The 19,270-nt window shown below is 62.3% G+C and carries 21 protein-coding genes; 11 read left to right on the top strand and 10 right to left on the bottom strand.

The window, feature by feature from the left end; genetic code table 11:
* Positions 1–364: 364 nt before the first annotated feature.
* Positions 365–2,026 carry a polysaccharide biosynthesis protein gene (locus tag AC13C2_RS16775; RefSeq protein WP_482887511.1) on the bottom strand — a complete coding sequence of 554 codons (1,662 nt, stop codon included), beginning with the start codon at positions 2,024–2,026 and terminating at the stop codon, positions 365–367.
* A 298-nt stretch (positions 2,027–2,324) separates the two neighbouring features.
* Here AC13C2_RS16775 and AC13C2_RS16770 point away from each other — a divergent pair, with 298 nt between their 5' ends.
* Positions 2,325–3,446, top strand: coding sequence for a DUF2793 domain-containing protein (locus AC13C2_RS16770; RefSeq protein WP_482887510.1), 1,122 nt, complete (start codon positions 2,325–2,327; stop codon positions 3,444–3,446).
* Positions 3,447–3,474: 28 nt separating this feature from the next.
* Here the strand turns inward: AC13C2_RS16770 and rfbD are convergent, their stop codons facing one another.
* The 4 genes from rfbD to pip are packed head-to-tail and all read right to left on the bottom strand — an operon-like array spanning position 3,475 to position 6,942.
* Positions 3,475–4,308 (bottom strand): dTDP-4-dehydrorhamnose reductase, encoded by an 834-nt coding sequence (gene rfbD / locus AC13C2_RS16765; protein ID WP_482887509.1) that lies wholly within the window; start codon positions 4,306–4,308, stop codon positions 3,475–3,477.
* The gene (rfbB, locus tag AC13C2_RS16760; protein ID WP_482887508.1) at positions 4,305–5,357 is read right to left on the bottom strand and encodes a dTDP-glucose 4,6-dehydratase; all 1,053 of its coding nucleotides are present in this window, start codon (positions 5,355–5,357) and stop codon (positions 4,305–4,307) included. The genes rfbD and rfbB overlap by 4 nt, the downstream gene beginning before the upstream one ends.
* Complete coding sequence (gene rfbC, locus AC13C2_RS16755) at positions 5,354–5,914, bottom strand: dTDP-4-dehydrorhamnose 3,5-epimerase (protein ID WP_482887507.1); 561 nt, start codon at positions 5,912–5,914, stop codon at positions 5,354–5,356. The genes rfbB and rfbC overlap by 4 nt, the downstream gene beginning before the upstream one ends.
* 38 nt (positions 5,915–5,952) lie before the next feature.
* Complete coding sequence (pip, locus tag AC13C2_RS16750; protein ID WP_482887506.1) at positions 5,953–6,942, bottom strand: prolyl aminopeptidase; 990 nt, start codon at positions 6,940–6,942, stop codon at positions 5,953–5,955.
* Between the two features lie 66 nt (positions 6,943–7,008).
* Here pip and ubiG point away from each other — a divergent pair, with 66 nt between their 5' ends.
* On the top strand, positions 7,009–7,749 hold the full coding sequence (gene ubiG / locus AC13C2_RS16745) for a bifunctional 2-polyprenyl-6-hydroxyphenol methylase/3-demethylubiquinol 3-O-methyltransferase UbiG (protein WP_482887505.1): 741 nt from the start codon (positions 7,009–7,011) through the stop codon (positions 7,747–7,749).
* Here ubiG and AC13C2_RS16740 read toward each other — a convergent pair.
* Together AC13C2_RS16740 and AC13C2_RS16735 are read right to left on the bottom strand one after the other, a co-directional pair.
* Positions 7,746–8,369, bottom strand: coding sequence for a TetR/AcrR family transcriptional regulator (locus AC13C2_RS16740; protein WP_092759211.1), 624 nt, complete (start codon positions 8,367–8,369; stop codon positions 7,746–7,748). The two genes, ubiG and AC13C2_RS16740, sit on opposite strands and share 4 nt — an antisense overlap.
* 550 nt (positions 8,370–8,919) lie before the next feature.
* Positions 8,920–9,090, bottom strand: a complete 171-nt coding sequence (locus tag AC13C2_RS16735; protein WP_482887504.1) for a hypothetical protein — start codon at positions 9,088–9,090, stop codon at positions 8,920–8,922.
* A gap of 297 nt (positions 9,091–9,387) precedes the next feature.
* Between AC13C2_RS16735 and mbfA the strand changes: the two genes are divergently transcribed.
* The 5 genes from mbfA (at position 9,388) to AC13C2_RS16710 (ending at position 13,786) form a co-directional block, all read left to right on the top strand.
* Positions 9,388–10,365, top strand: a complete 978-nt coding sequence (mbfA, locus tag AC13C2_RS16730) for an iron exporter MbfA (protein WP_482887503.1) — start codon at positions 9,388–9,390, stop codon at positions 10,363–10,365.
* 161 nt (positions 10,366–10,526) lie between these two features.
* Complete coding sequence (locus AC13C2_RS16725; protein ID WP_482887502.1) at positions 10,527–11,462, top strand: AEC family transporter; 936 nt, start codon at positions 10,527–10,529, stop codon at positions 11,460–11,462.
* Position 11,463: 1 nt separating this feature from the next.
* Complete coding sequence (fghA, locus tag AC13C2_RS16720) at positions 11,464–12,270, top strand: S-formylglutathione hydrolase (RefSeq protein ID WP_482887501.1); 807 nt, start codon at positions 11,464–11,466, stop codon at positions 12,268–12,270.
* Positions 12,267–12,887 (top strand): HAD family hydrolase, encoded by a 621-nt coding sequence (locus AC13C2_RS16715; protein WP_482887500.1) that lies wholly within the window; start codon positions 12,267–12,269, stop codon positions 12,885–12,887. Before fghA ends, AC13C2_RS16715 begins: the two co-directional genes overlap by 4 nt.
* Positions 12,884–13,786, top strand: coding sequence for an ornithine cyclodeaminase family protein (locus tag AC13C2_RS16710; protein WP_482887499.1), 903 nt, complete (start codon positions 12,884–12,886; stop codon positions 13,784–13,786). Before AC13C2_RS16715 ends, AC13C2_RS16710 begins: the two co-directional genes overlap by 4 nt.
* Positions 13,787–13,802: 16 nt before the next feature.
* Here AC13C2_RS16710 and radC read toward each other — a convergent pair whose 3' ends face one another.
* Genes radC through sfsA form a run of 3 tightly spaced genes read right to left on the bottom strand, consistent with a single transcriptional unit; the run spans position 13,803 to position 16,229 of the window.
* Positions 13,803–14,603, bottom strand: a complete 801-nt coding sequence (gene radC, locus AC13C2_RS16705; protein WP_482887498.1) for a RadC family protein — start codon at positions 14,601–14,603, stop codon at positions 13,803–13,805.
* Positions 14,604–14,638: 35 nt separating this feature from the next.
* The gene (gene map, locus AC13C2_RS16700; protein WP_482887497.1) at positions 14,639–15,463 is read right to left on the bottom strand and encodes a type I methionyl aminopeptidase; all 825 of its coding nucleotides are present in this window, start codon (positions 15,461–15,463) and stop codon (positions 14,639–14,641) included.
* A 49-nt stretch (positions 15,464–15,512) separates the two neighbouring features.
* Positions 15,513–16,229 carry a DNA/RNA nuclease SfsA gene (gene sfsA / locus AC13C2_RS16695; RefSeq protein ID WP_482887496.1) on the bottom strand — a complete coding sequence of 239 codons (717 nt, stop codon included), beginning with the start codon at positions 16,227–16,229 and terminating at the stop codon, positions 15,513–15,515.
* 39 nt (positions 16,230–16,268) lie between these two features.
* Between sfsA and AC13C2_RS16690 the strand changes: the two genes are divergently transcribed.
* Genes AC13C2_RS16690 through AC13C2_RS16675 form a run of 4 tightly spaced genes read left to right on the top strand, consistent with a single transcriptional unit; the run spans position 16,269 to position 19,202 of the window.
* Positions 16,269–16,988, top strand: coding sequence for a competence/damage-inducible protein A (locus AC13C2_RS16690; protein ID WP_482887495.1), 720 nt, complete (start codon positions 16,269–16,271; stop codon positions 16,986–16,988).
* A complete protein-coding gene (locus AC13C2_RS16685; protein WP_482887494.1) occupies positions 16,985–17,707 on the top strand; it encodes a GNAT family N-acetyltransferase in 723 nt (240 codons plus the stop codon). Before AC13C2_RS16690 ends, AC13C2_RS16685 begins: the two co-directional genes overlap by 4 nt.
* Complete coding sequence (locus AC13C2_RS16680; protein WP_482887493.1) at positions 17,704–18,276, top strand: peroxidase-related enzyme; 573 nt, start codon at positions 17,704–17,706, stop codon at positions 18,274–18,276. The genes AC13C2_RS16685 and AC13C2_RS16680 overlap by 4 nt, the downstream gene beginning before the upstream one ends.
* Complete coding sequence (locus AC13C2_RS16675) at positions 18,273–19,202, top strand: OmpA family protein (protein ID WP_482887492.1); 930 nt, start codon at positions 18,273–18,275, stop codon at positions 19,200–19,202. Before AC13C2_RS16680 ends, AC13C2_RS16675 begins: the two co-directional genes overlap by 4 nt.
* Positions 19,203–19,270 lie beyond the last annotated feature (68 nt).

Genomic DNA, 19,270 nt, shown 5'->3' with positions numbered 1-19,270 from the left:
TGTCTCCTTTCAGGCATGGCATGGTGCGATGGGAAGGGAGGGGCCCGGTCGTCGCTTCGATCCGGATCAGACTGGTCTGGATTTTCTGTGGTGCTTTGGACGCGAGGGAATTCGGCGCAGGACCAAGCGGCCAAGACAGGGAGCAACCGCTGACGACACGGGATTTTGTGAAACGTGATATGTTGAAAGTCGCGTGACGTCATCGGGGAAACCCGCGTATCGGTACGGAACCTGTCCATCGGTATGACGGACAGGTTGCCAGTATCCGGCGTGGGACCATCGATAAGTGTCGGCGATCGCAGCCCATTCATGCGGAAGACCATATCCAAACATTTAAGGGATAGTCTGACCTGACTGTCCCCGATCAGGAAATATGCGCAATTGGCAGGGTTTCTTCAGGATCGGTCGGATTTCGGAAGCCGGGGATGCGGCGTGCGAGCGCGGAAAATGCCTCCTCCGGCTGGCCACTGGCGATAGCATTGCGCAGGGCACGCAAAATCTCGGCGACCTCGAATTCGGACAGGCCTGCATCTTCAAGGCAAAAAATCCGGTGATGGGCTGTTGCCTTTTCGGTTCCGTCGCAAAGTGCCTGTTCGTGGCGGTTCTCTCCTTCGCAAAGGCCCACGATTTCCACAGCAATCTCGCCATTTGGAACCTTCGGCGACCGGATCGTCCGACCCGCCGCCACGATAGCCTGCAGTGCAAGATCCAGAATGCGGACCGGTTTCCCCATGTCGAGGACGAATATCTCTCCTCCCCTGGACATGGCTCCGGCATAAAGGACCAGCCGCCCCGCCTCGGACACTGTCATGAAATATCGGGTGGCGTGCGGGTCAGTGACCGTGACCGGCCCGCCCCGGCTGATCTGATCCTGAAAGATCGGAACGACAGATCCGGAAGATCCGAGGACGTTGCCGAAGCGTACGATCGACAGGATCGGGCCATCGTCCCCCATGCGATGCGCGATATCCTGAACGATCAGCTCCGCCAGTCGTTTGGATACTCCCATGACACCACTTGGACGCATGGCCTTATCCGACGAAACCAGGATGAAACGTTCAACACTCGCCTGCACGGCAGCCGTGGTCAGAACATGCGTTCCGAGCGCATTGTTCGACAGGCCGACGAGAGGGTTTCGCTGAACGAGGGAGACATGTTTGTAGGCGGCGGCGTGCAGCACGATATCGACCGACTGCTGTGCTAGAACCTGTGCAACCAGTATCCCATCGGTGACGGAGCCCAGGACCGGGACCAGTTCGACCTGGGCAGCGGATGCGGTTTGAAGCAATGTCCGGTGCACGTCAAACAGCGCGACCTCGCTGAGGTCGAAAAGGATCAACCGGCCAGGCCGGAGATGGATCAGTTGCCGACAGAGCTCGGAGCCGATGGATCCGCCTGCGCCAGACACCAGCACCGACTTTCCGACATAAGTGTCGAGACCGTAAAGACCGTCGAGCGTATCCTCTCCGGTCTCTGTCCGTCCAAGGAACACGTCTGCGGTCGGCATCTTGTCCACGGGATCGATTGTTGGCCGTCTGTCAGGAAGCTGCCTTGAATTCAGCCGGGCGAAAATTGCCCGCGATACTGTCATCATGATGAACAGGCAGGCGGAGAAGATCATCGGCACCGCCAAAGGCAAGGTCAGTCCGGATAATGCACCCGTCATGACGGCCATCAGTGCTAGGCTGACAGTTGTGACCGCCGTCCGCAGGATGATCCGCCCGTCGGCGTCAGATGCCCCAGAGCGGGGCAATCCGAAAGCAACCATGATGGTCGCGGACAACATCACAAATCCAGCAAACGCCCAGTCCGGGACCGTCGGTACTTCTGACAGGTTCCGGTCCGCCACGGTCGACGAAAGCGCGATCAGCAGCGACATCACGACAAATCCAAGGTCTGTCAGAAGCACGCCGATATAACTGTCGATATCCCTCCTGAATGTCAGAACCGCCGTGTTGTCATCCTGTTCCGAAACCTTCATCACCGTCCGTCTCTTGTCGAAGAACCTGTCGAGAAATTGGCTCACATGCCTTGCCCGATGGGTTATGATCAGGTTTCAGCGATAGACCGGCTGGATTAACATACCGTAAATAACAGACCTCAAGAGTTCTCTCATAAGCAGCAACCCGGCGCGGTTTTGAAAGATCTGATTATGTTACCGGGACCCCTCAGGCGGCAATACAGCCCCATCTCGGGTCTGGTGGGGTCATAGGACTTTAGACCGGCCAGAAGCGTTACCAATTGACGCTGCAAGAGCCATTAACAGACCGTTAACCGCTCGCTCACAGAGTCCGATCCTTCACATCACCGGAGGCGCGGCATCCATGTCGGAAAATACCACAATCCTGTCCCTGCCACTGATCCAGGGCGGACAGGCACAAAAGCACATCACTCATAACGAGGCGATCCGCCGCCTGGATACGCTGGTGCAACCGGTCGTGACCGACGTCGTCCGCACTGCGCCGCCCATTACTCCGAACGAAGGCGACCGCCACATTGTAGCGACCGGCGCAACCGGCGATTGGGTCGGACAGGATGGCTCGATCGCGGTGCGTCAGGGCGATGCCTGGGCATTCATCTCTCCGCGTCAAGGCTGGCGCGTCCATGTAATCGCGTTGGGTGCCGATGTCGTTTTCGACGGCACGACTTGGGGCACGCCCGAAATCGGACTTCTGGGAATCAACGCCGCGGCCGATACGACGAATCGTCTGGCGGTCGCATCCGATGCGACGCTTCTGACGCATGACGCTGCGGGCGATCATCAGCTGAAAATCAACAAGGCGACGACGGGCGATACAGGCAGCCTTTTATTTCAGACCGGCTATTCGGGCCGGGCCGAAATGGGATGCGCCGGGGAAGATGGGTTCTCGATAAAGGTCAGCGCCGATGGCACCACCTTCTCGAACGCGATGACCGTCGATCCGGCCTCCGGTCGGGTGACCTTTCCGTCGGGCGCCGCCGCGCTGACCCGGGCGCAGATTGGCGGACGCTGGTATTGCTACTCGGATTTGCGTTGGGTCACATATTCCGCATCCTATGGTGTCAGCTCGGGAAATCATGATCAGGACGGAGGCACGGGTACCGAACCCGATGTGAACTGGAGCCACATCGGCCTCAGGGTGGAAGCCGGAACCCGCATCACCCGTTTGATCGGATCGCTGCGTCCCGGCAGTCCGCAGATCACCGGCTATGACATGCGGTTGACCTTCCAATATGGCGACTGGGCGGCGGGATGGTCCGACGATGCCGGAACGACACGGACGGTTTTGTTCAGCGCCGATAACCAGCCCCTTCAGGATGGCTGGAACAAGCTGGACGAACGGTTTGCAAATACCGCGATACCACAAGACGGGCATGTTCTGCTGTATCTGAAACCGCGCGGCATACTTTCGGCGACGCAATATATCTACACGTCGTTGCAACTGGATATGATCCCACCCGCCTGATGCCTGATCATCAGGCGGACGCCCGGTCTCAGGATTTTATCACTGCACACAGTCCGTCCCGCCAGTCGGGACGGGCAATTCCAAAAGTAGCCATAAGCGATGTGCAATCCAGTCGGGAATTCGCCGGGCGCATCGCAGGCGTGGGCCAATCGGCGGTGGTGATATCCTCGACCTTGCAGTCCAATCCGGCCACGCCGAACACAGCGCGCGCGAAATCGGCCCAGCTGATGTCCGGCCTGCCAGAAAGATGATGGATACCGGACGGCGCACCGACGCTCAGACCCTGGGCCATCGTCACGCAGGCCGCAGCAATGACGGACGCAGGTGTCGGGCCGCCGATCTGGTCGGCCACGACCTTCAGAAGCTCGCGTTCCGCACCCAGCCGCAGCATCGTTTTCACGAAATTTTCGCCATGGGCCGAAAATACCCAGCTGGTCCGCAGAATCGCATGCCGACACCCGGAATCCGAGACAGCCGTTTCGCCTTCCAGCTTGGATGCTCCGTAAACCCCAAGCGGTCCGGTCGGGTCTTTCGGCAGGCGGGGCGCATGGCCGCTGCCGTCGAAAACGTAGTCCGTGGATATCTGGACCAGCGGAATGTCCAGATCGGCGCAGGCGCGGCCCATCTCGCCCGGCGCAGCGCCATTGATCCGGGTGGCCAGCGCCACCTGCGTCTCGGCCCCATCGACATCGGTGAACGCACCGGCGTTGATGACTGCATCAGGGCGCGCGGCCCGGATTGCAGCGTCGCAGGCCCCCGGAACGCTCAGATCGGCCTGCGCCCGGTCGAGACAGGTCACGTCGCCGGAGAGCGTGGCCAACTCCCGCGCGACCTGGCCGGTTTTGCCGAACACCAGGATCATGCCCGGTTGCCCAGACCCGTGCCCAACCGCGCCCCGACTCCCTCGCGCGTCAGCAAGGGGCGCCACCATGCCTCGTTTCCCAGATACCACCGCACGGTTTTCTCCAATCCCTCCTCCAATGTGACTGAAGGACGCCATCCCAGCTCCGTCCTGATGCGGGATGGATCGATGGCATAACGGGCATCGTGACCGGGCCGGTCGGTAACATGTTCGATCAGATCGACATGGGGCGCACCGTCGGGCCGCAACCGGTCCAATATCGCGCAGATGCTCCGGACCAGGTCGATATTGCGCACCTCGTTCTCACCGCCGATGTTGTAGCTGCGCCCGACCTGACCCTTGCGCACCACCGTCAGCAGGGCATCGGCATGATCTTCCACATACAGCCAATCGCGCACATTTTCGCCTGCACCGTAAACCGGGATGGGCCGAGTGTGCAGCGCGTTCATGATAACCACAGGGATCAGTTTTTCGGGAAAATGATACGGTCCGTAGTTGTTCGAGCAATTCGAAAGAATGACCGGCAATCCATAGGTCTCGCCCCAGGCCCGTACCAGATGGTCGCTGCCGGCCTTGCTGGCCGAGTAGGGGCTGCGCGGATCGTAGGATGTGTCTTCTGTGAACATGCCCTCTGCGCCAAGCGATCCGAACACCTCGTCGGTCGAGACGTGATGGAAGCGGAACCCCTCCGGCCTGCCCATCGCCTGCCAATGCGCGCGCGCCGCCTCCAACAGGTGAAATGTACCCATCACGTTGGTAGTCATGAACGCATCCGGTCCGTCGATGGATCGGTCAACGTGGCTTTCGGCGGCAAGATGCATGACGGCATCCGGAGCGTGATCGGAAAACACAGCATCCAGTGCGGAACGGTCGGTGATATCGGCCTTCACAAACGCATAATTCGGCGCATCGGCGACCGCGGAGACGTTCGCCAGGTTGGCGGCATAGGTCAGCGCGTCGAGGTTCACGACCTCCATCCCTTCGCCGACCGCCTGTCGCACGACCGCGGACCCGATGAACCCTGCACCGCCTGTAACCAGAAGTTTCATGTCGCTGCCTCGAATATGAACGGGCTGTCCAGATCGGCCAGCGGCGGCGCGAGGGCGTCCTTATCGGACAGGATCGGGTCACCTGCCTGCGGCCAGTCGATGCCGCAACTGTCCCAACGGATTATCCCCTCGGCTTCGGGGGCATAGAATGCTGTGCATTTATAGACAATCTCGGTCGCAGGCTCCCGCGTCTGGAACCCATGGGCAAAGCCCTCGGGGAGCCAGAGCATGCGCCCGTTCTCGGCGCTCAACTCCACACCGAACCACTGACAATAAGTCGGCGACCCGCGGCGGATATCGACGGCCACATCGAACAGGCGACCACGTCCGCAGCGCACCATCTTGGCCTGTGCCTGCGACGGAGTTTGAAAATGCAATCCTCTGATCGTGCCGGGCGCGCCAGACAGTGAATGATTATCCTGCACGAAAACGGCGTCGATCCCCAGATCCGCAAAAGTGCGTGCGTTCCAGGTTTCGGCGAAAAACCCCCGCGCATCACCAAAGCGGCGTGGCGTCAGAACCTTCAGCCCTTCGATCCCGGTATCATCGACCTGCATGACGCCCCCCTGCTTTTCTCCAGCTACCGGAGGTGGGGTCAGAAGCGCAACTGTGCCGCGTGATGCCGCCCAAGCCCGTCCGTCGCTGCGACCAGACGGTCCGAAATACCGGATTCCGACAGCGCGTGCCCGGCGAACGGCGCAATGTCGAGGCTGACGTCCGACCAACCCTCAGCCAAAAGATGCGCCGACAGCGGTGGGCAGATCATGTCATAACGACCCTGCACGATATGCCCGCCGATGCCTGCCAGTTTCGACAGGTTCTTCCGGATCCAGCCATCGTGATCCAAAAAACCCTTGTGTGTGAAATAATGGTTTTCCAGTCGCGCGAATGCCCGTGCATATTCGCCCCCCGGCTCGCCGGAGCGGCCCTGTGACTGGACCGAGGCCAGTGCATTTTCCCATGCCGCCCATGCCCGGGCGAAACGGGTCTGTTCGTGCGGTGGCGTATCGAAAAGGCGGCGGTTGTAGGCCGCAATCAGATCGCCGCGTTCGTCTTCGGGCACCATGCCGACAAACCGCGACCATTGATCCGGCCAGAATGCCCCGGCCCCGCCACCATAGAACCAGTTCAACTCGCGTTGTTCCATCAGGAACACGCCGCGCAGAAACAGATGCGCCGCGCGGTCGGGATGGGTGATGGCATAGACCAACGACAACGTCGCACCCCAACTGCCGCCGAAGACAGCCCAGCGGTCGATATTGAGCAAGGTCCTGATGCGTTCGATATCGCCAACCAGATGCCATGTCGTGTTGTTGGCGACGCTGGCGTGCGGGCGCGACCGGCCACAGCCACGCTGATCGAACAGGATGATGCGCCAGATCGAAGGATCGAAAAACCGTCGCATCATCGGGCTGCACCCGCCGCCGGGACCCCCATGCAGCACGACGACCGGCAAACCTTCGGGGTTTCCGCATTGCTCGACATAAAGGCTGTGTCCCTCGCCCACGTCCACGACGCGCTGATCGAAAGGATCGATCGGAGCATAGAGTGCGCGGGCGCTGGTCTGGGGCGTGTTCCTGTCCATTCTCTGGCCTATATAGAGTGCGACACCCCGGACGCCATCGGGAACGATGTGAAAAAAGAGGACGCCATGACCACCACTATCGACGCCGCCGAGATCGAGAAGTTTCAGGCGATGGCCGCCGAATGGTGGGATCCGAACGGAAAGTTCAAACCGCTGCACATGCTGAACCCCTGTCGGTTGGATTACATCACCACGCAGATCGCGGCAGAATTCGACCGCGATCTGACGGGCGATCGGCCGTTTGCGGGTCTTCGCCTGCTCGATATCGGATGCGGCGGCGGTCTGCTGTCGGAGCCGATGGCCCGGTTGGGCGCGACGGTCGTGGGGGTCGATGCGGCAGCCCGCAATATTCCCGTGGCACAGGCCCATGCCATGCAATCCGGTCTGGAGATCGACTATCGCCACACTTCCGCCGAAGACCTGATTGCCGCGGGCGAGCCGCCCTTCGAAGTGGTCCTGAACATGGAGGTGGTCGAGCATGTATCGGACCCGCTGACCTATCTTACCGCGTGTCACGATCTGATGCGGCCGGGCGGGCTGATGATCTGCTCGACCCTGAACCGCAATCCAAAGTCTTTCGTCATGGGTATCATCGGGGCCGAGTGGATAATACGCTGGCTGCCCAAAGGCACACATGACTGGTCGAAGTTCATCACACCCGATGAATTGTTCGACCTGCTGACGCGCGCCGGGCTTCGCCCCGAAGATCGCATGGGGTTCGTGTTCAATCCCGTGACCTGGACCTGGCACCTGTCGGAGCGGGATCTGTCGGTGAACTACGTCACGGCCAGCGTGCGCCCTGACTAGGCCTGTTTCGCACCGTAACGCGCCAGAAACGTGTCGACCGCCCCATCGATGACGCGCTGACGCTCTGCTTCGGTGGTGGTCTTGCGGATGCCGAACATAAGTTCGGAAAACAGATGCGACTTGCACAGCTCGGCGAACTGGTCGGCGGCAAGCTCCAGATCGTCGATCACCAGATGCCCGTCCTCAACCGCATCGCGCATGTAGTCGACCATCCGTTGGCGAAACAGCTTGGGGCCCGTTTCATAGAATTCGCGGCCCAGCTCGGGAAAGCGGTCCGACTCGGCCACGCACATGCGAAAAATCGACTGGCCAAAATCCGACAGGAAAAACTCCAGCATTCGCTCTGCCGCGACGCAGAGAACCCTGCGCGGGTCACATTCGTCGCACAGAATTGCGTCCGCTTCCTCGATCTGCAGGCAGCATTCGGCCTTGGCCACTTCCATGAACAACAGGCGCTTGTCCGCGAAGTAGCTGTACAGGGTGGCTTTCGATACGCCCGCTGCCTTGGCGATCGCATCGACGCTGCTCCCTTCATAGCCATCAGCCATGAAAACAGCACGCGCGCCTTCCAGCACCTGATCGAACTTACGACCCTTTTTGATCGGCGACACATCGTTCATGATTTTTCCGCACCCTTCCTGTCGAAATATACTCCGCAACCGCAAGTGCACAAGCACAACGGCGCGGACTGTCAGGGTGCGGAACCGATCAGCGCTTGCTGTCCTGGGTTGGTTGAACAGGTACCGGCGGTGATGCGGGCGGTGCGTCAGCGGAAGGCGGAAAAGTCAAATAAGGCAAATTAGCCCCCCACCCCGCTGTCATGGCGGGTCGAGCGGTAGCAGAAAACAACAGTAAGAACATCAGGAACAGACGTATCATGCTAGAAACTCCTTAAAAGTGGCCACGCAAAAAACTTCGGCCAAGTGAATTTCGCAGGTTTGCCGTCAGTGCGACGGCCTCGATATGCCACGCGCGCTAAATGGAAAAGCGGACGGGACCGTTGATCAGTCTTCATCGTCATCCGACAGATTTCTGATCACTTCGTTAAGCGATAAGGTTCCACAGTCCGATTCTTTTACACCGGCAGAGCGCTCCAGCATAGTGCATCCTCCCGAAGCTCAGACTTGGCGGCTGGACTGAGCAGCGGTTGGATCGACATAGCCCCATCCGTCACCGCCGATTTTGATAGCGTGACCTGTCCGACGACAGACGATCATCATCGACGATGTCGATCGTCTGGGCCATGGCAGGAAATGCAATCGAGGCGCTCAAGCAGGTTGCTAATAAATCCTTGACATCTGTTTGTTCCCTTTCACTGGAACTGAACAGTTCGGTACACATGCACGTGATATGTTTGGTTTCGCCCCGCCAGCAGAAAATAAACTAATCGGTTCATCTCGATCTGCGAGCCGAGAAACCACCCCGCGACAGAACCACTCGCCGGGGTCCGTCGCAGGGTGCCGCCGCCCGAGGGGATAGAAACGGGCGACGTGTTCGCCGACCGGGTTGGGTTCCGGCCTGCTGTCACGTGTGAACAGTTTGCGCCCGCGGCGCAGACGGTGCAATTCGCGAAACTTTGCCATCGGCCAAGGTCCGCGCAGGGTTGCGCTGAACGTGGCCGGGCGTATCTTCACAATCATGATACCGGGCTTGTCAAATCGCCGTCGCTTCCGCGACCTCTCCGAACAGGAAATTCTGGCTTTGGCGATTTCGTCCGAGGAAGACGACGCCAGCATCTATCGGCTCTATGCCGAACGCCTGCGGGCCGAATATCCCGACAGTGCCGCCATCTTCGACGCCATGGCCGAGGAGGAGAGCGAGCATCGCCGTCGCCTGATCGACCTGCACGCCTCGCGTTTCGGCGACGTCATCCCCCTGATCCGCCGCGAACACGTCGCGGGCTTTTATGCCCGCCGCCCGGTCTGGCTGATCGAGAATCTCGGACTTGATCGGATAAGGTCCGAAGCCAGCGCGATGGAGCATGAGGCGCATGCCTTCTATACCCGCGCCGCACAGCGCACCTCCGACGCGGCGACGCGCAAATTGCTGGGCGATCTGGCCGCCGCCGAAGCGGGGCACGAGACGCGCGCGGAAGAGCTGACGGAGACAGGCCTGACCGCAGGCGTCCGCGATGCCGAAGACCAGCACGCGCATCGGCAGTTCGTCCTGACCTGGGTGCAGCCCGGTCTGGCCGGCCTGATGGACGGCTCTGTCTCGACCCTCGCGCCGATCTTCGCGGTCGCCTTCGCCACTCAGGACACATGGACGACCTTCCTCGTGGGCCTCGCCGCATCGGTCGGCGCGGGTATTTCGATGGGGTTCACAGAGGCCGCCAGCGACGACGGTCAACTCTCGGGCCGGGGCGCGCCCTGGAAGCGGGGGATCGCCTCCGGGCTGATGACGACACTGGGCGGTCTGGGCCATGCCCTACCCTACCTGATCCCGCAATTCGGGCTGGCCACCGGCATCGCCATCGCCGTGGTCTTCGTCGAACTCTGGGCCATCGCCTGGATCCAGAACCGGTTCATGGACACCCCGTTCTGGCGCGCCACCCTGCAAGTCGTCGTCGGCGGCGGCCTGGTTCTGGCGGCAGGCATCCTGATCGGCACCGGATGAACCGCGAAACGCTGCGGCGCCTTGCCTTGCGAGCTGTGATTGCAGTGGCCCTGGGTGCCTCGCTCTGGCTGCTGTCGGATACTCTGCTGGAACGGACCCGGACGGAACAACGGTGATGCCACCTCTCGACAGCCCCTGCCAGCCCCGCTAGCGATCACCCCATGTTGGCGATCTTCCTGAAAACCGTGCCCTTCTTCGCGTTGATTGCCTTGGGGTATGCCGCCGGGCGCACGAAGTTCTTCACGTCCGAAGCAACCGCATATCTGACCAAGTTCGTCTTCTGGTTCGCCCTGTCGGCGATGCTGTTCAACTTCGCGGCCAATCTGACGCTGGCCGAAATACTCGACTGGCGGTTCATCACCGCCTATCTGTGGGGCACTGTCACCGTCTACCTGATCGCGACAGCCGTCGGAATCCTCCGCCGCCTGCCCATCGCCGAATCCGCCGTCGAGGCGCAATGCGCCGTTATCGGAAACGTCGGTTTCCTTGGCATCCCGATGTTCGTGCTGTTGCTGGGGCCAGAGTCGGCAGGCCCGATGCTGATGGTGCTGGCGACTGACCTGATCATATTCTCCTCGCTGATCGTGATCCTGATCACCGGATCGCGCGAAGGCCGGGTGTCGGTCAAAACTCTGCACACCGTAGGGTTGGGACTGGTGAAGAACCCGATGATCGTGTCGATCGTGCTGGGCATCGCATGGTCATCCACGGGACGCGAACTCTGGCAGCCGGTCAATGAATTCCTCGCCATTCTGGGCGCCGCTGCGACGCCCGGCGCACTCTTCGCCATCGGCGCATCGCTGGCCGGCAAGACGGCGGAGCGTATTTCGGTCGCGGGCTGGCTGACATTCTGCAAGCTGGTGCTGCACCCGGCGGCAGTCGCGCTGGCGGCGCTGGTGATCTTTCCGGTCGCCGATCCGTTCGCCGCTACGGTGATGATTTCCGCAGCCGCCTTGCCGGTCGCGGGCAACGTCTACATGCTGGCGCAACATTACGGGGTCGCGCCGCAACGGGTCTCTGCCGCGATCCTTGTCTCGACGGCGGTCTCCATCGTAACCGTCTCAGTCGTCATCGGGCTGCTTACTGGGGGTATCTGACGTGAAGACCTTATCGGAAAACCGCTGCTTCGGCGGCACGCAGGGCGTGTATTCCCACACCTCCGACGCGACCGGAACACAGATGACGTTCGGCCTGTTCAAACCCGAACACGCCACCGGCGCGGTGCTGTGGTATCTGTCGGGCCTGACCTGCACCCACGAAAACGCGATGATCAAGGCCGGGTTGCAGGGCTGGGCCGCGAACGCCGGTCTTTCGCTGGTGTTTCCCGATACGTCGCCGCGCGGCGAAAGTGTTCCCGACGACGACGATTACGCCATGGGACAGGGCGCGGGTTTCTACGTCGACGCGTCCCAAGGCGAATGGGCACGGCATTTCCAGATGGAAAGCTATATCACCAAGGATCTGCCCGAAGTGGTCTTCACCGCCTTCGATCTGGACGACACGCGGCAGGGCATCACCGGGCACTCGATGGGGGGCCATGGCGCTCTGACGCTCGCGCTGAAGGAACCCACGCGCTATCGCTCCGTCTCGGCCCTCGCGCCGATCTGCAACCCGTCGGCCAGCGACTGGGGCACGCCACAACTAACCGCCTATACCGGGCGTCCGACATCCCACGACGCCACCGTCCTGCTGACCGACGGGGCGCACCTCCCCCCCGCCCTGATCGACACCGGCACCTCGGACCAGTTCTACGACAAGCTGGGGACGGCGGCCTTCGCGGCGGCGCTGGCAGAGACGAAATCGGAAGCCACGCTGAACCTGCGGCGTGGCTACGACCACAGCTATTTCTTCGTCTCGACCTTCGCGCCGGACCACGTCGCCTTCCATGCGGAGCATCTGGCATGACGATCCGCGCCGTTATCTTCGACATCGGAAACGTCCTGATCGAGTGGCAGCCCGAGCGGTTTTACGACCGCACCGTAGGTGAGGCGCGCCGCCGGGAGATGTTCGCCGCCGTAAACCTGCACGGCATGAACGACCGTGTCGATCTGGGCGAAGGCTTCCGCGACATCATCTACGAAACCGCTGAGGCGAACCCGGCTTTCCGCACGGAAATTCGCATGTGGCACGACCATTGGCTGGAACTGGCGAACCCCGTGATCGACCATTCGGTTCGCCTGCTGCATGCCCTGCGCGCCAAGGGTGTGCCGGTTCACGCCCTGACCAATTTCGGCATCGAAAGCTACGAACTGGCGAAGGGGCACTTCGATTTCCTGCACACCTTCGATACCGCCTTCGTGTCCGGCCACATGAAGGTCATCAAACCCGATCCGCAGATCTATCGCATGGTCGAGGACACGCTGAACCTGCCCGGCGACGCGCTGCTGTTCGCGGATGACCGCCCTGCAAACGTCGCGGCAGCGGACGCGCGCGGCTGGAATGCGCATCTGTTCGAACATCCGCAGGGCTGGGCCGACCGATTGGTGTCCGAAGGCCTGCTCACCGCGGCCGAGGCCGCATGAACCCGCCGTTCATTCCCTTCGCGGCGGAAGCCAGGCTGGACTGGCTGGACCTGACGCATGCGCTGGCGGCAGGCCACGATCTGCCGCGCGCCGAGACGAAGGACAGCTTCCTTTATCGTGGCGACGACACCATCCTCAGCCGGGCGGCATGGATCGACGGGCTGGGCGCGCTGGTGAAAACGGCGACGATCTTTCCGGACAATCCCGCCATGGACAAGCCGACCGTCAACGGCGCCGTATCGCTGTTCTCCGACACCGACGGGACTCTGGCCGCAATGCTGGATTTCGCGCTGGTCACGAAATGGAAAACGGCCGGCGACAGCCTTCTGGCCGCGACCCGACTGGCCCGACCCGACGCCGCGCGCATTCTGATCGTCGGCAGCGGTACCGTCGCCCGGTCGCTGCACGCCGCGTATTCGGCGGCCTTCCCCGATGCGCGTTTCGCGGTATGGTCGCGCACCGCGGCCACGGCGCGAACATTGGCCGACAGGCTTGGCATCGACCACGCCCCCGATCTGGCCGACGCCGTGCCGCAAGCCGATATCGTCACCTGCGCCACGATGACGACCGATCCCATCCTGCGCGGCGACTGGCTGCGCCCCGGTCAGCACATCGACCTGATCGGCGCCTATCGCCCCGACATGCGCGAAGCCGGGGACGATGCCCTGCGCCGTGCCACGATCTTCGTTGACAGTCGTGCGACCACGATGGACCACATAGGCGAACTGAAAATTCCATTGGCCGAGGGCGTGATTGATGCGTCGGACGTAGTGGCGGACTACTACGACGGGAACGCGATGCGGCGCAGGTCGGACGATCAGATTACCCTGTTCAAGAACGGCGGCGGCGCGCATCTCGATCTGATGACGGCGCGATATATTCTGGATACTGTCGGCTAGGCTTCGACGGCCCGTCTCAAAGCAGGCTTTCGGCCCGGAACGACACCTCGGTCGCCTTGCCGATGATCAGATGGTCGTGCAGCGCGATGCCCAGAACCTGCGCGGCGTCGCGGATCGCATAGGTCATGCTCACATTCGCCTTCGATGGGGCCGCGTCGCCGGACGGATGGTTGTGGACAAGGATCAGGCCCGACGCATTCAGCGCCAGCGCCCGCTTCACCACTTCGCGTGGATAGACCGGCACATGGTCGACCGTGCCCTCGGCCAGTTCCTCATCCGCGATCAGCACGTTCCTGCGGTCCAGGTACAACACGCGAAATCGTTCGGTCACCTGATGCGACAATGCAGTCCGAAGGTAGCCAAGCAATGTGTCCCAGGATGACAGGACCGGCTGCTCGATCACTTTAGAGCGCACCATGCGGTGCCCCGTCGCCTCCATGATCTTGAGGTTTTCGATGACCGCCTGACCTACGCCCTGCACGTCGGCCAACTGGTCCGCCGGGGCGGCCATCACACGATTCAGGTCGCCGAAGCGATGCAGCAGGCGCTTGGTCAGCGGTTTGACGTCACCCCGCGGCAAAGCACGAAACAGGATCAACTCCAGCAATTCGCAATCGGGCATCGCCGCGGCACCCCCCTCCATGAAGCGCCGCCGCAGGCGGACACGATGGGCAAGGCGAGGGTCGGGTTCCAGCAGGGAGGATGGAACGGGAATTGTCTTCGGCATTGCCATGCCGCCTGCGAACAGGTCTTTCACGGGTGCCTCATTGAAGCTGCCGGGCTGGCTATCAGGCGAATCGGTGTCGAGACTGGTCATGTCCCGAACTCTCGTCCGCAATGGTTAAGGCATGGTTAACCGTTTGAAGCCGCACCATATGTCGGGTGGAACATCCCACCGGGCGAAAGCGTGAAAATTTCCGCCCCCGTCGCCGTCACCCCGATCGAATGCTCAAACTGCGCCGACAGCGACTTGTCGCGGGTCACGGCGGTCCAATCGTCGGCCAGCACCTTGGTTTCGGGCCGTCCCAGATTGATCATCGGCTCGATGGTGAAGAACATCCCCTCCTCCAGCACCGGACCCGTTCCGGATCGGCCATAGTGCAGCACGTTGGGCGGCGCATGAAACACCCGCCCCAGACCGTGGCCGCAGAAATCGCGCACCACGCCCGTGCGGTGCCCCTCGGCATAGGCCTGAATGGCATGGCCGATGTCGCCGAAGGTATTTCCCGGCTTCACCGCTTCGATCCCCTTCATCAGGGCGTCGTGGGTGATCTGGATCAACCGCTCGGCCTTCCGGCTCAACCGCCCCGCGACATACATCCGCGAGGTATCGCCAAACCAGCCATCGACGATCACCGTAACGTCGATGTTCAGGATATCGCCGTCCTTCAGCACCTTGTCGCCGGGAATCCCGTGGCAGACGACGTGGTTCACGCTGATGCAACTGGCATGGGCATACCCCTTGTAGCCGATGGTGGCCGAGGTCGCGCCCGCCTCGGTCACCCAATCGGTGATCATCTGGTCCAGCGCGCCGGTCGTCGCCCCCGGCACCACATGTTCTGCAATTCGGTCAAGGATCTCTGCCGCCAGCCTGCCCGCCCTGTGCATGCCCGCAAAATCCGCGTCCTCGTGGATGCGAATGCCGTCCCGTGTCAGTCTGCCGCGATGTTCGTCCAAGGGTCTGCCTCCGGTTCCGTCGCGGGCCACATAATGCGCCTGACGGGAATTATCCACCAGTGACGGTTCCCGTGAACGGCAAGGCGCCTTGCGCCCAGACCCCCCCGACCGTGATCCGCGAGTCCAGCGCGATGACTTCGACCCCCGCCGCGCGCGCCGCATCGAAGGCGCGCCCGTAACCGGGGTCGATGTCCGACGCGACGCCAATGCGATCGCAATCCGTCCGTTGCAGGGCGAACAGAACGACCGCACGATGCCCCTGCCGGACCATTTCGGCCAATTCCCCCATGTGTCTGGCCCCGCGCAGGGTCACACAATCGGGAAATTCCGCCAGATCGCCAGTGCGGCGCAGGGTGACGGCCTTCACCTCGACATAGATATCCCGCTCCGGCCCGGTCAGCAGAAAATCGACGCGGGACTTCGCGCCATACCCGACCTCTGCCCGCACTGTATCATAGCCATCCAGCCCCGGCACCGCCCGAGCGCGCAACGCCTCCCCCAGAACCCGGTTGGGCAGGCCGGTATCCACGACAACGCGATGACCCCCCGGCAGATCGGCCAATCGCCATGCATACTTTAGCTTTCTCTTCGGATCGTCATTCGGCTCCAGCCAGATGCGCGCACCCGGCGCGGCCTGCCCGGTCATGGCACCGGGGTTGGGGCAATGCGCGGTCACTTCCGTCCCGTCGTCCAGAACGGCATCGGCCAGAAACCGTTTGTACCGACGGACCAGCGTGGCGGGGATAAGCGGAGTGGCGAAGCGCATGGGGCCGCCCTATACCGTGACCCGACACAGGAGACCATGATGCCAAATCCCACTGCCGCCATGCTCGTCATCGGGGACGAAATCCTGTCGGGCCGCACCCGCGACGCCAACATGCACCACCTGGCCGGGCAACTGACCGAAGCGGGCATCACGCTGGCCGAGGTCCGGGTGGTCAGCGACGATCACGACGCCATCGTCCGCGCCCTGAACGACCTGCGCGACGCATGGGATACGGTGTTCACGTCCGGCGGCATCGGGCCGACGCATGACGACATCACGGCGGATGCGGTGGCGGACGCCTTCGACGCGCATATCGACGTGCGCGACGATGCCCGCGCCCTGCTGGCCGCGCATTACGCCAGGACGGGGGCGGAACTGAATGCCGCCCGCCTGCGCATGGCGCGCATTCCCGATGGCGCGACCCTGATCGACAACCCGGTCTCCATCGCGCCCGGCTTCAGCATCGGAAATGTCCACGTCATGGCAGGCGTCCCCAGCGTGTTTCAGGCGATGGTCGCGACCGTCCTGCCGACATTGACCGGGGGCGAACCGATGCTGTCGACCTCGACGCGTATCGACCGGGGCGAAGGCGATATCGCCGGGCCCTTGGGCATACTGGCACAGGACTATGCGGACCTGTCGGTCGGCAGCTATCCGTTTCAGAAAGACGGCAAGTTCGGGTCAAACATCGTGATCCGGGGGCAGGACCGTGCCCGTCTTGAGGAAGCCACCGCCAGACTGGCGACCCTGCTGGGATGACCGGAACCGACCCGTACGATTGGCAGAGGATCATCGATCTCTGCTGGCCAGCCGAACGGATGCTGCCCGTGGGGCCATGGACCCTGCGAATCACGCCGGGTGCCGGCGGGCGCGTGAACTCGATTTCGGGCGACGCACCGGACGATTTGACCCTGGCCGAAGATACCGCACGCGCGCAGGGCCAGCGTCCCAGTTTCATAATCCACCAGGGCCAGGACACCCTGGACGACGCGCTGGACGCGCGTGGCTACGTCATCGAAGACGCCGTAAACATCTGGGCGATGGATCTAGGCCCCCTGACTCAGATGCCGCTGCCCCATGCCACTGCCTTCACCATCTGGCCGCCGCTCCAGATCATGCGCGACATCTGGGCTGAAGGCGGGCACGTCACTCCGGTCCGTCAGGCGGTCATGGCTCGGGCCGCGCAACCCGGCGGCATCCTGGCGCGTGTCGACGATCGCGCGGCAGGCGTGGGCTTCGTCGCGGCGGGTGACGATACGGCCATGCTCTCGGCCATCCACGTGCTGGCCCGCCACCGCCGAAAGGGTGTCGCGGGCAATATCCTGCGGGCCGCCGCCCATTGGGCGCGCGACCGCGGCTGCACACGCATTGCGCTGGTGGCGGAGCGCGCAAACCTGCCTGCCACTGCGACCTATGCTGGTCATGGCATGGAAATCGTCGCAGGTTATCACTACCGCCGCGCACCGGAGCTGTCATGAATCCCACCGCACTCGACCTGCCGCAAGTCGATCCGCTGCCCGTCGAGACGCAGCGCTATTTCGACATCTGCACTGAAAAGCTGGGCTTCGTGCCCAATGTCCTGCGGGCCTATGCCTTCGATATCGACAAGCTCAACGCCTTCACGGCGATGTACAACGACCTGATGCTCGCGCCGTCGGGCCTGTCGAAACTGGAACGCGAGATGATCGCCGTTGCCGTCAGCGCCGAGAACCGCTGTTTCTACTGTCTTGTTGCCCACGGCGCGGCGGTGCGGGCATTGTCCGGCGACCCGACACTGGGCGAGATGATCGCGATGAACTACCGCGTCGCGCCCATCGACGCCCGCGTCCGCGCGATTCTGGATTTCGCCGTCAAGATGACCAAAGCCTCTGCCACCATCGAAGAATCCGACCGCGCCGTCCTGCGCGACTATGATCTGACCGACCGCGATATCTTCGATCTGGCGGGCGTGGCGGGCTTCTTCAACATGACCAACCGCGTCGCCTCGGCCATCGCAATGGCACCAAATCCCGAATATCATGGTCAGACGCGTGGTTCAGGGACGTGATACTGCGACTCGGCCTGCTTCTGCTGATCTTTCCGCTCGGGGTTCAGGCCGCCGGCCTCACCATGCCGTTCCCGGCCACCATCACTTTCACCGAAACCCGCACCCTGGGCAGTCACCGCATCGCGATCGGTCCGTTTGATGAAACCCTGCCGTCCGTCACGGCCGAGGGCACGATCACCCGGCAAATCTGGCAGCTGACCGGCGCCGAGACGACGCTGCAAATCCTTGCTCCCCTGCGCGAACAACTGAGGGACGACGGCTGGACCCAGGTCTTTGCATGTTCCACTCGGGTTTGCGGCGGCTTCGACTTCCGGTTCGAAATCGACGTGACTCCGGCCCCGCAGATGTTTGTCGATCTGGCCGACTTCAGCTATCTGGCGGTTCAGAAGTCCGATGCATGGACCACTCTGCTGGTCAGCCGCTCGGGCGATCTCGGCTATGTTCAGGCGACGACTGTCGACCCGGATGGCACGGTCGAACCTGCGAAAAGCACATCAAACGCCGCATCTCCGCCCAGCATCCCGCCGATTGCCCCGCTGACCACGACGTCCGATGTCGCTCAGGCTCTGGTGGCCGAAGGTCACGCGGTCTTGTCGGATCTGGCGTTTGCCACCGGGTCATCCGATCTGACCCAGGACAGCTATTCCTCGCTCGAGTCGCTGGCAGCGTTTCTCAGGGATAACCCGTCAACCACCATCGCGCTGGTCGGCCATACCGACGCCGTCGGCAGCGCTGCCGGCAACATCGCCATTTCCCGCAGGCGGGCCGAAAGCGCGCGTACCTTGTTGACCGGGCGCTATGGCATCGCACCCGGCCGGATCGAAACGCAGGGCGTCGGCTTTTACGCCCCGATCGCACGCAATGACACCGAAGCGGGTCGTCGTACCAACCGACGGGTCGAAGTCGTCATCACCTCAACCGATTAGGTCCCTCAAACGCAAAACGGACCGCCTGAAACAGGCGATCCGTTGCATGTGCTGGCGGTGCAGAGGGG

Source organism: Jannaschia sp. L-14R, assembly GCF_056857695.1.
Note: the sequence above shows the minus strand (reverse complement) of the source record. Positions and strands in the feature narration are given on the sequence as shown.

What these genes read in the sequence shown, in the direction of transcription:
- AC13C2_RS16770 (WP_482887510.1), top strand. Translation starts at nt 2,325, where the DNA reads ATGTCGGAAAATACCACAATCCTGTCCCTGCCACTGATCCAGGGCGGA.
- rfbD (WP_482887509.1), bottom strand. Translation starts at nt 4,308, where the DNA reads ATGATCCTGGTGTTCGGCAAAACCGGCCAGGTCGCGCGGGAGTTGGCC.
- rfbB (WP_482887508.1), bottom strand. Translation starts at nt 5,357, where the DNA reads ATGAAACTTCTGGTTACAGGCGGTGCAGGGTTCATCGGGTCCGCGGTC.
- rfbC (WP_482887507.1), bottom strand. Translation starts at nt 5,914, where the DNA reads ATGCAGGTCGATGATACCGGGATCGAAGGGCTGAAGGTTCTGACGCCA.
- pip (WP_482887506.1), bottom strand. Translation starts at nt 6,942, where the DNA reads ATGGACAGGAACACGCCCCAGACCAGCGCCCGCGCACTCTATGCTCCG.
- ubiG (WP_482887505.1), top strand. Translation starts at nt 7,009, where the DNA reads ATGACCACCACTATCGACGCCGCCGAGATCGAGAAGTTTCAGGCGATG.
- AC13C2_RS16740 (WP_092759211.1), bottom strand. Translation starts at nt 8,369, where the DNA reads ATGAACGATGTGTCGCCGATCAAAAAGGGTCGTAAGTTCGATCAGGTG.
- AC13C2_RS16735 (WP_482887504.1), bottom strand. Translation starts at nt 9,090, where the DNA reads ATGTGTACCGAACTGTTCAGTTCCAGTGAAAGGGAACAAACAGATGTC.
- mbfA (WP_482887503.1), top strand. Translation starts at nt 9,388, where the DNA reads ATGATACCGGGCTTGTCAAATCGCCGTCGCTTCCGCGACCTCTCCGAA.
- AC13C2_RS16725 (WP_482887502.1), top strand. Translation starts at nt 10,527, where the DNA reads ATGTTGGCGATCTTCCTGAAAACCGTGCCCTTCTTCGCGTTGATTGCC.
- AC13C2_RS16715 (WP_482887500.1), top strand. Translation starts at nt 12,267, where the DNA reads ATGACGATCCGCGCCGTTATCTTCGACATCGGAAACGTCCTGATCGAG.
- AC13C2_RS16710 (WP_482887499.1), top strand. Translation starts at nt 12,884, where the DNA reads ATGAACCCGCCGTTCATTCCCTTCGCGGCGGAAGCCAGGCTGGACTGG.
- radC (WP_482887498.1), bottom strand. Translation starts at nt 14,603, where the DNA reads ATGACCAGTCTCGACACCGATTCGCCTGATAGCCAGCCCGGCAGCTTC.
- sfsA (WP_482887496.1), bottom strand. Translation starts at nt 16,229, where the DNA reads ATGCGCTTCGCCACTCCGCTTATCCCCGCCACGCTGGTCCGTCGGTAC.
- AC13C2_RS16690 (WP_482887495.1), top strand. Translation starts at nt 16,269, where the DNA reads ATGCCAAATCCCACTGCCGCCATGCTCGTCATCGGGGACGAAATCCTG.
- AC13C2_RS16685 (WP_482887494.1), top strand. Translation starts at nt 16,985, where the DNA reads ATGACCGGAACCGACCCGTACGATTGGCAGAGGATCATCGATCTCTGC.
- AC13C2_RS16680 (WP_482887493.1), top strand. Translation starts at nt 17,704, where the DNA reads ATGAATCCCACCGCACTCGACCTGCCGCAAGTCGATCCGCTGCCCGTC.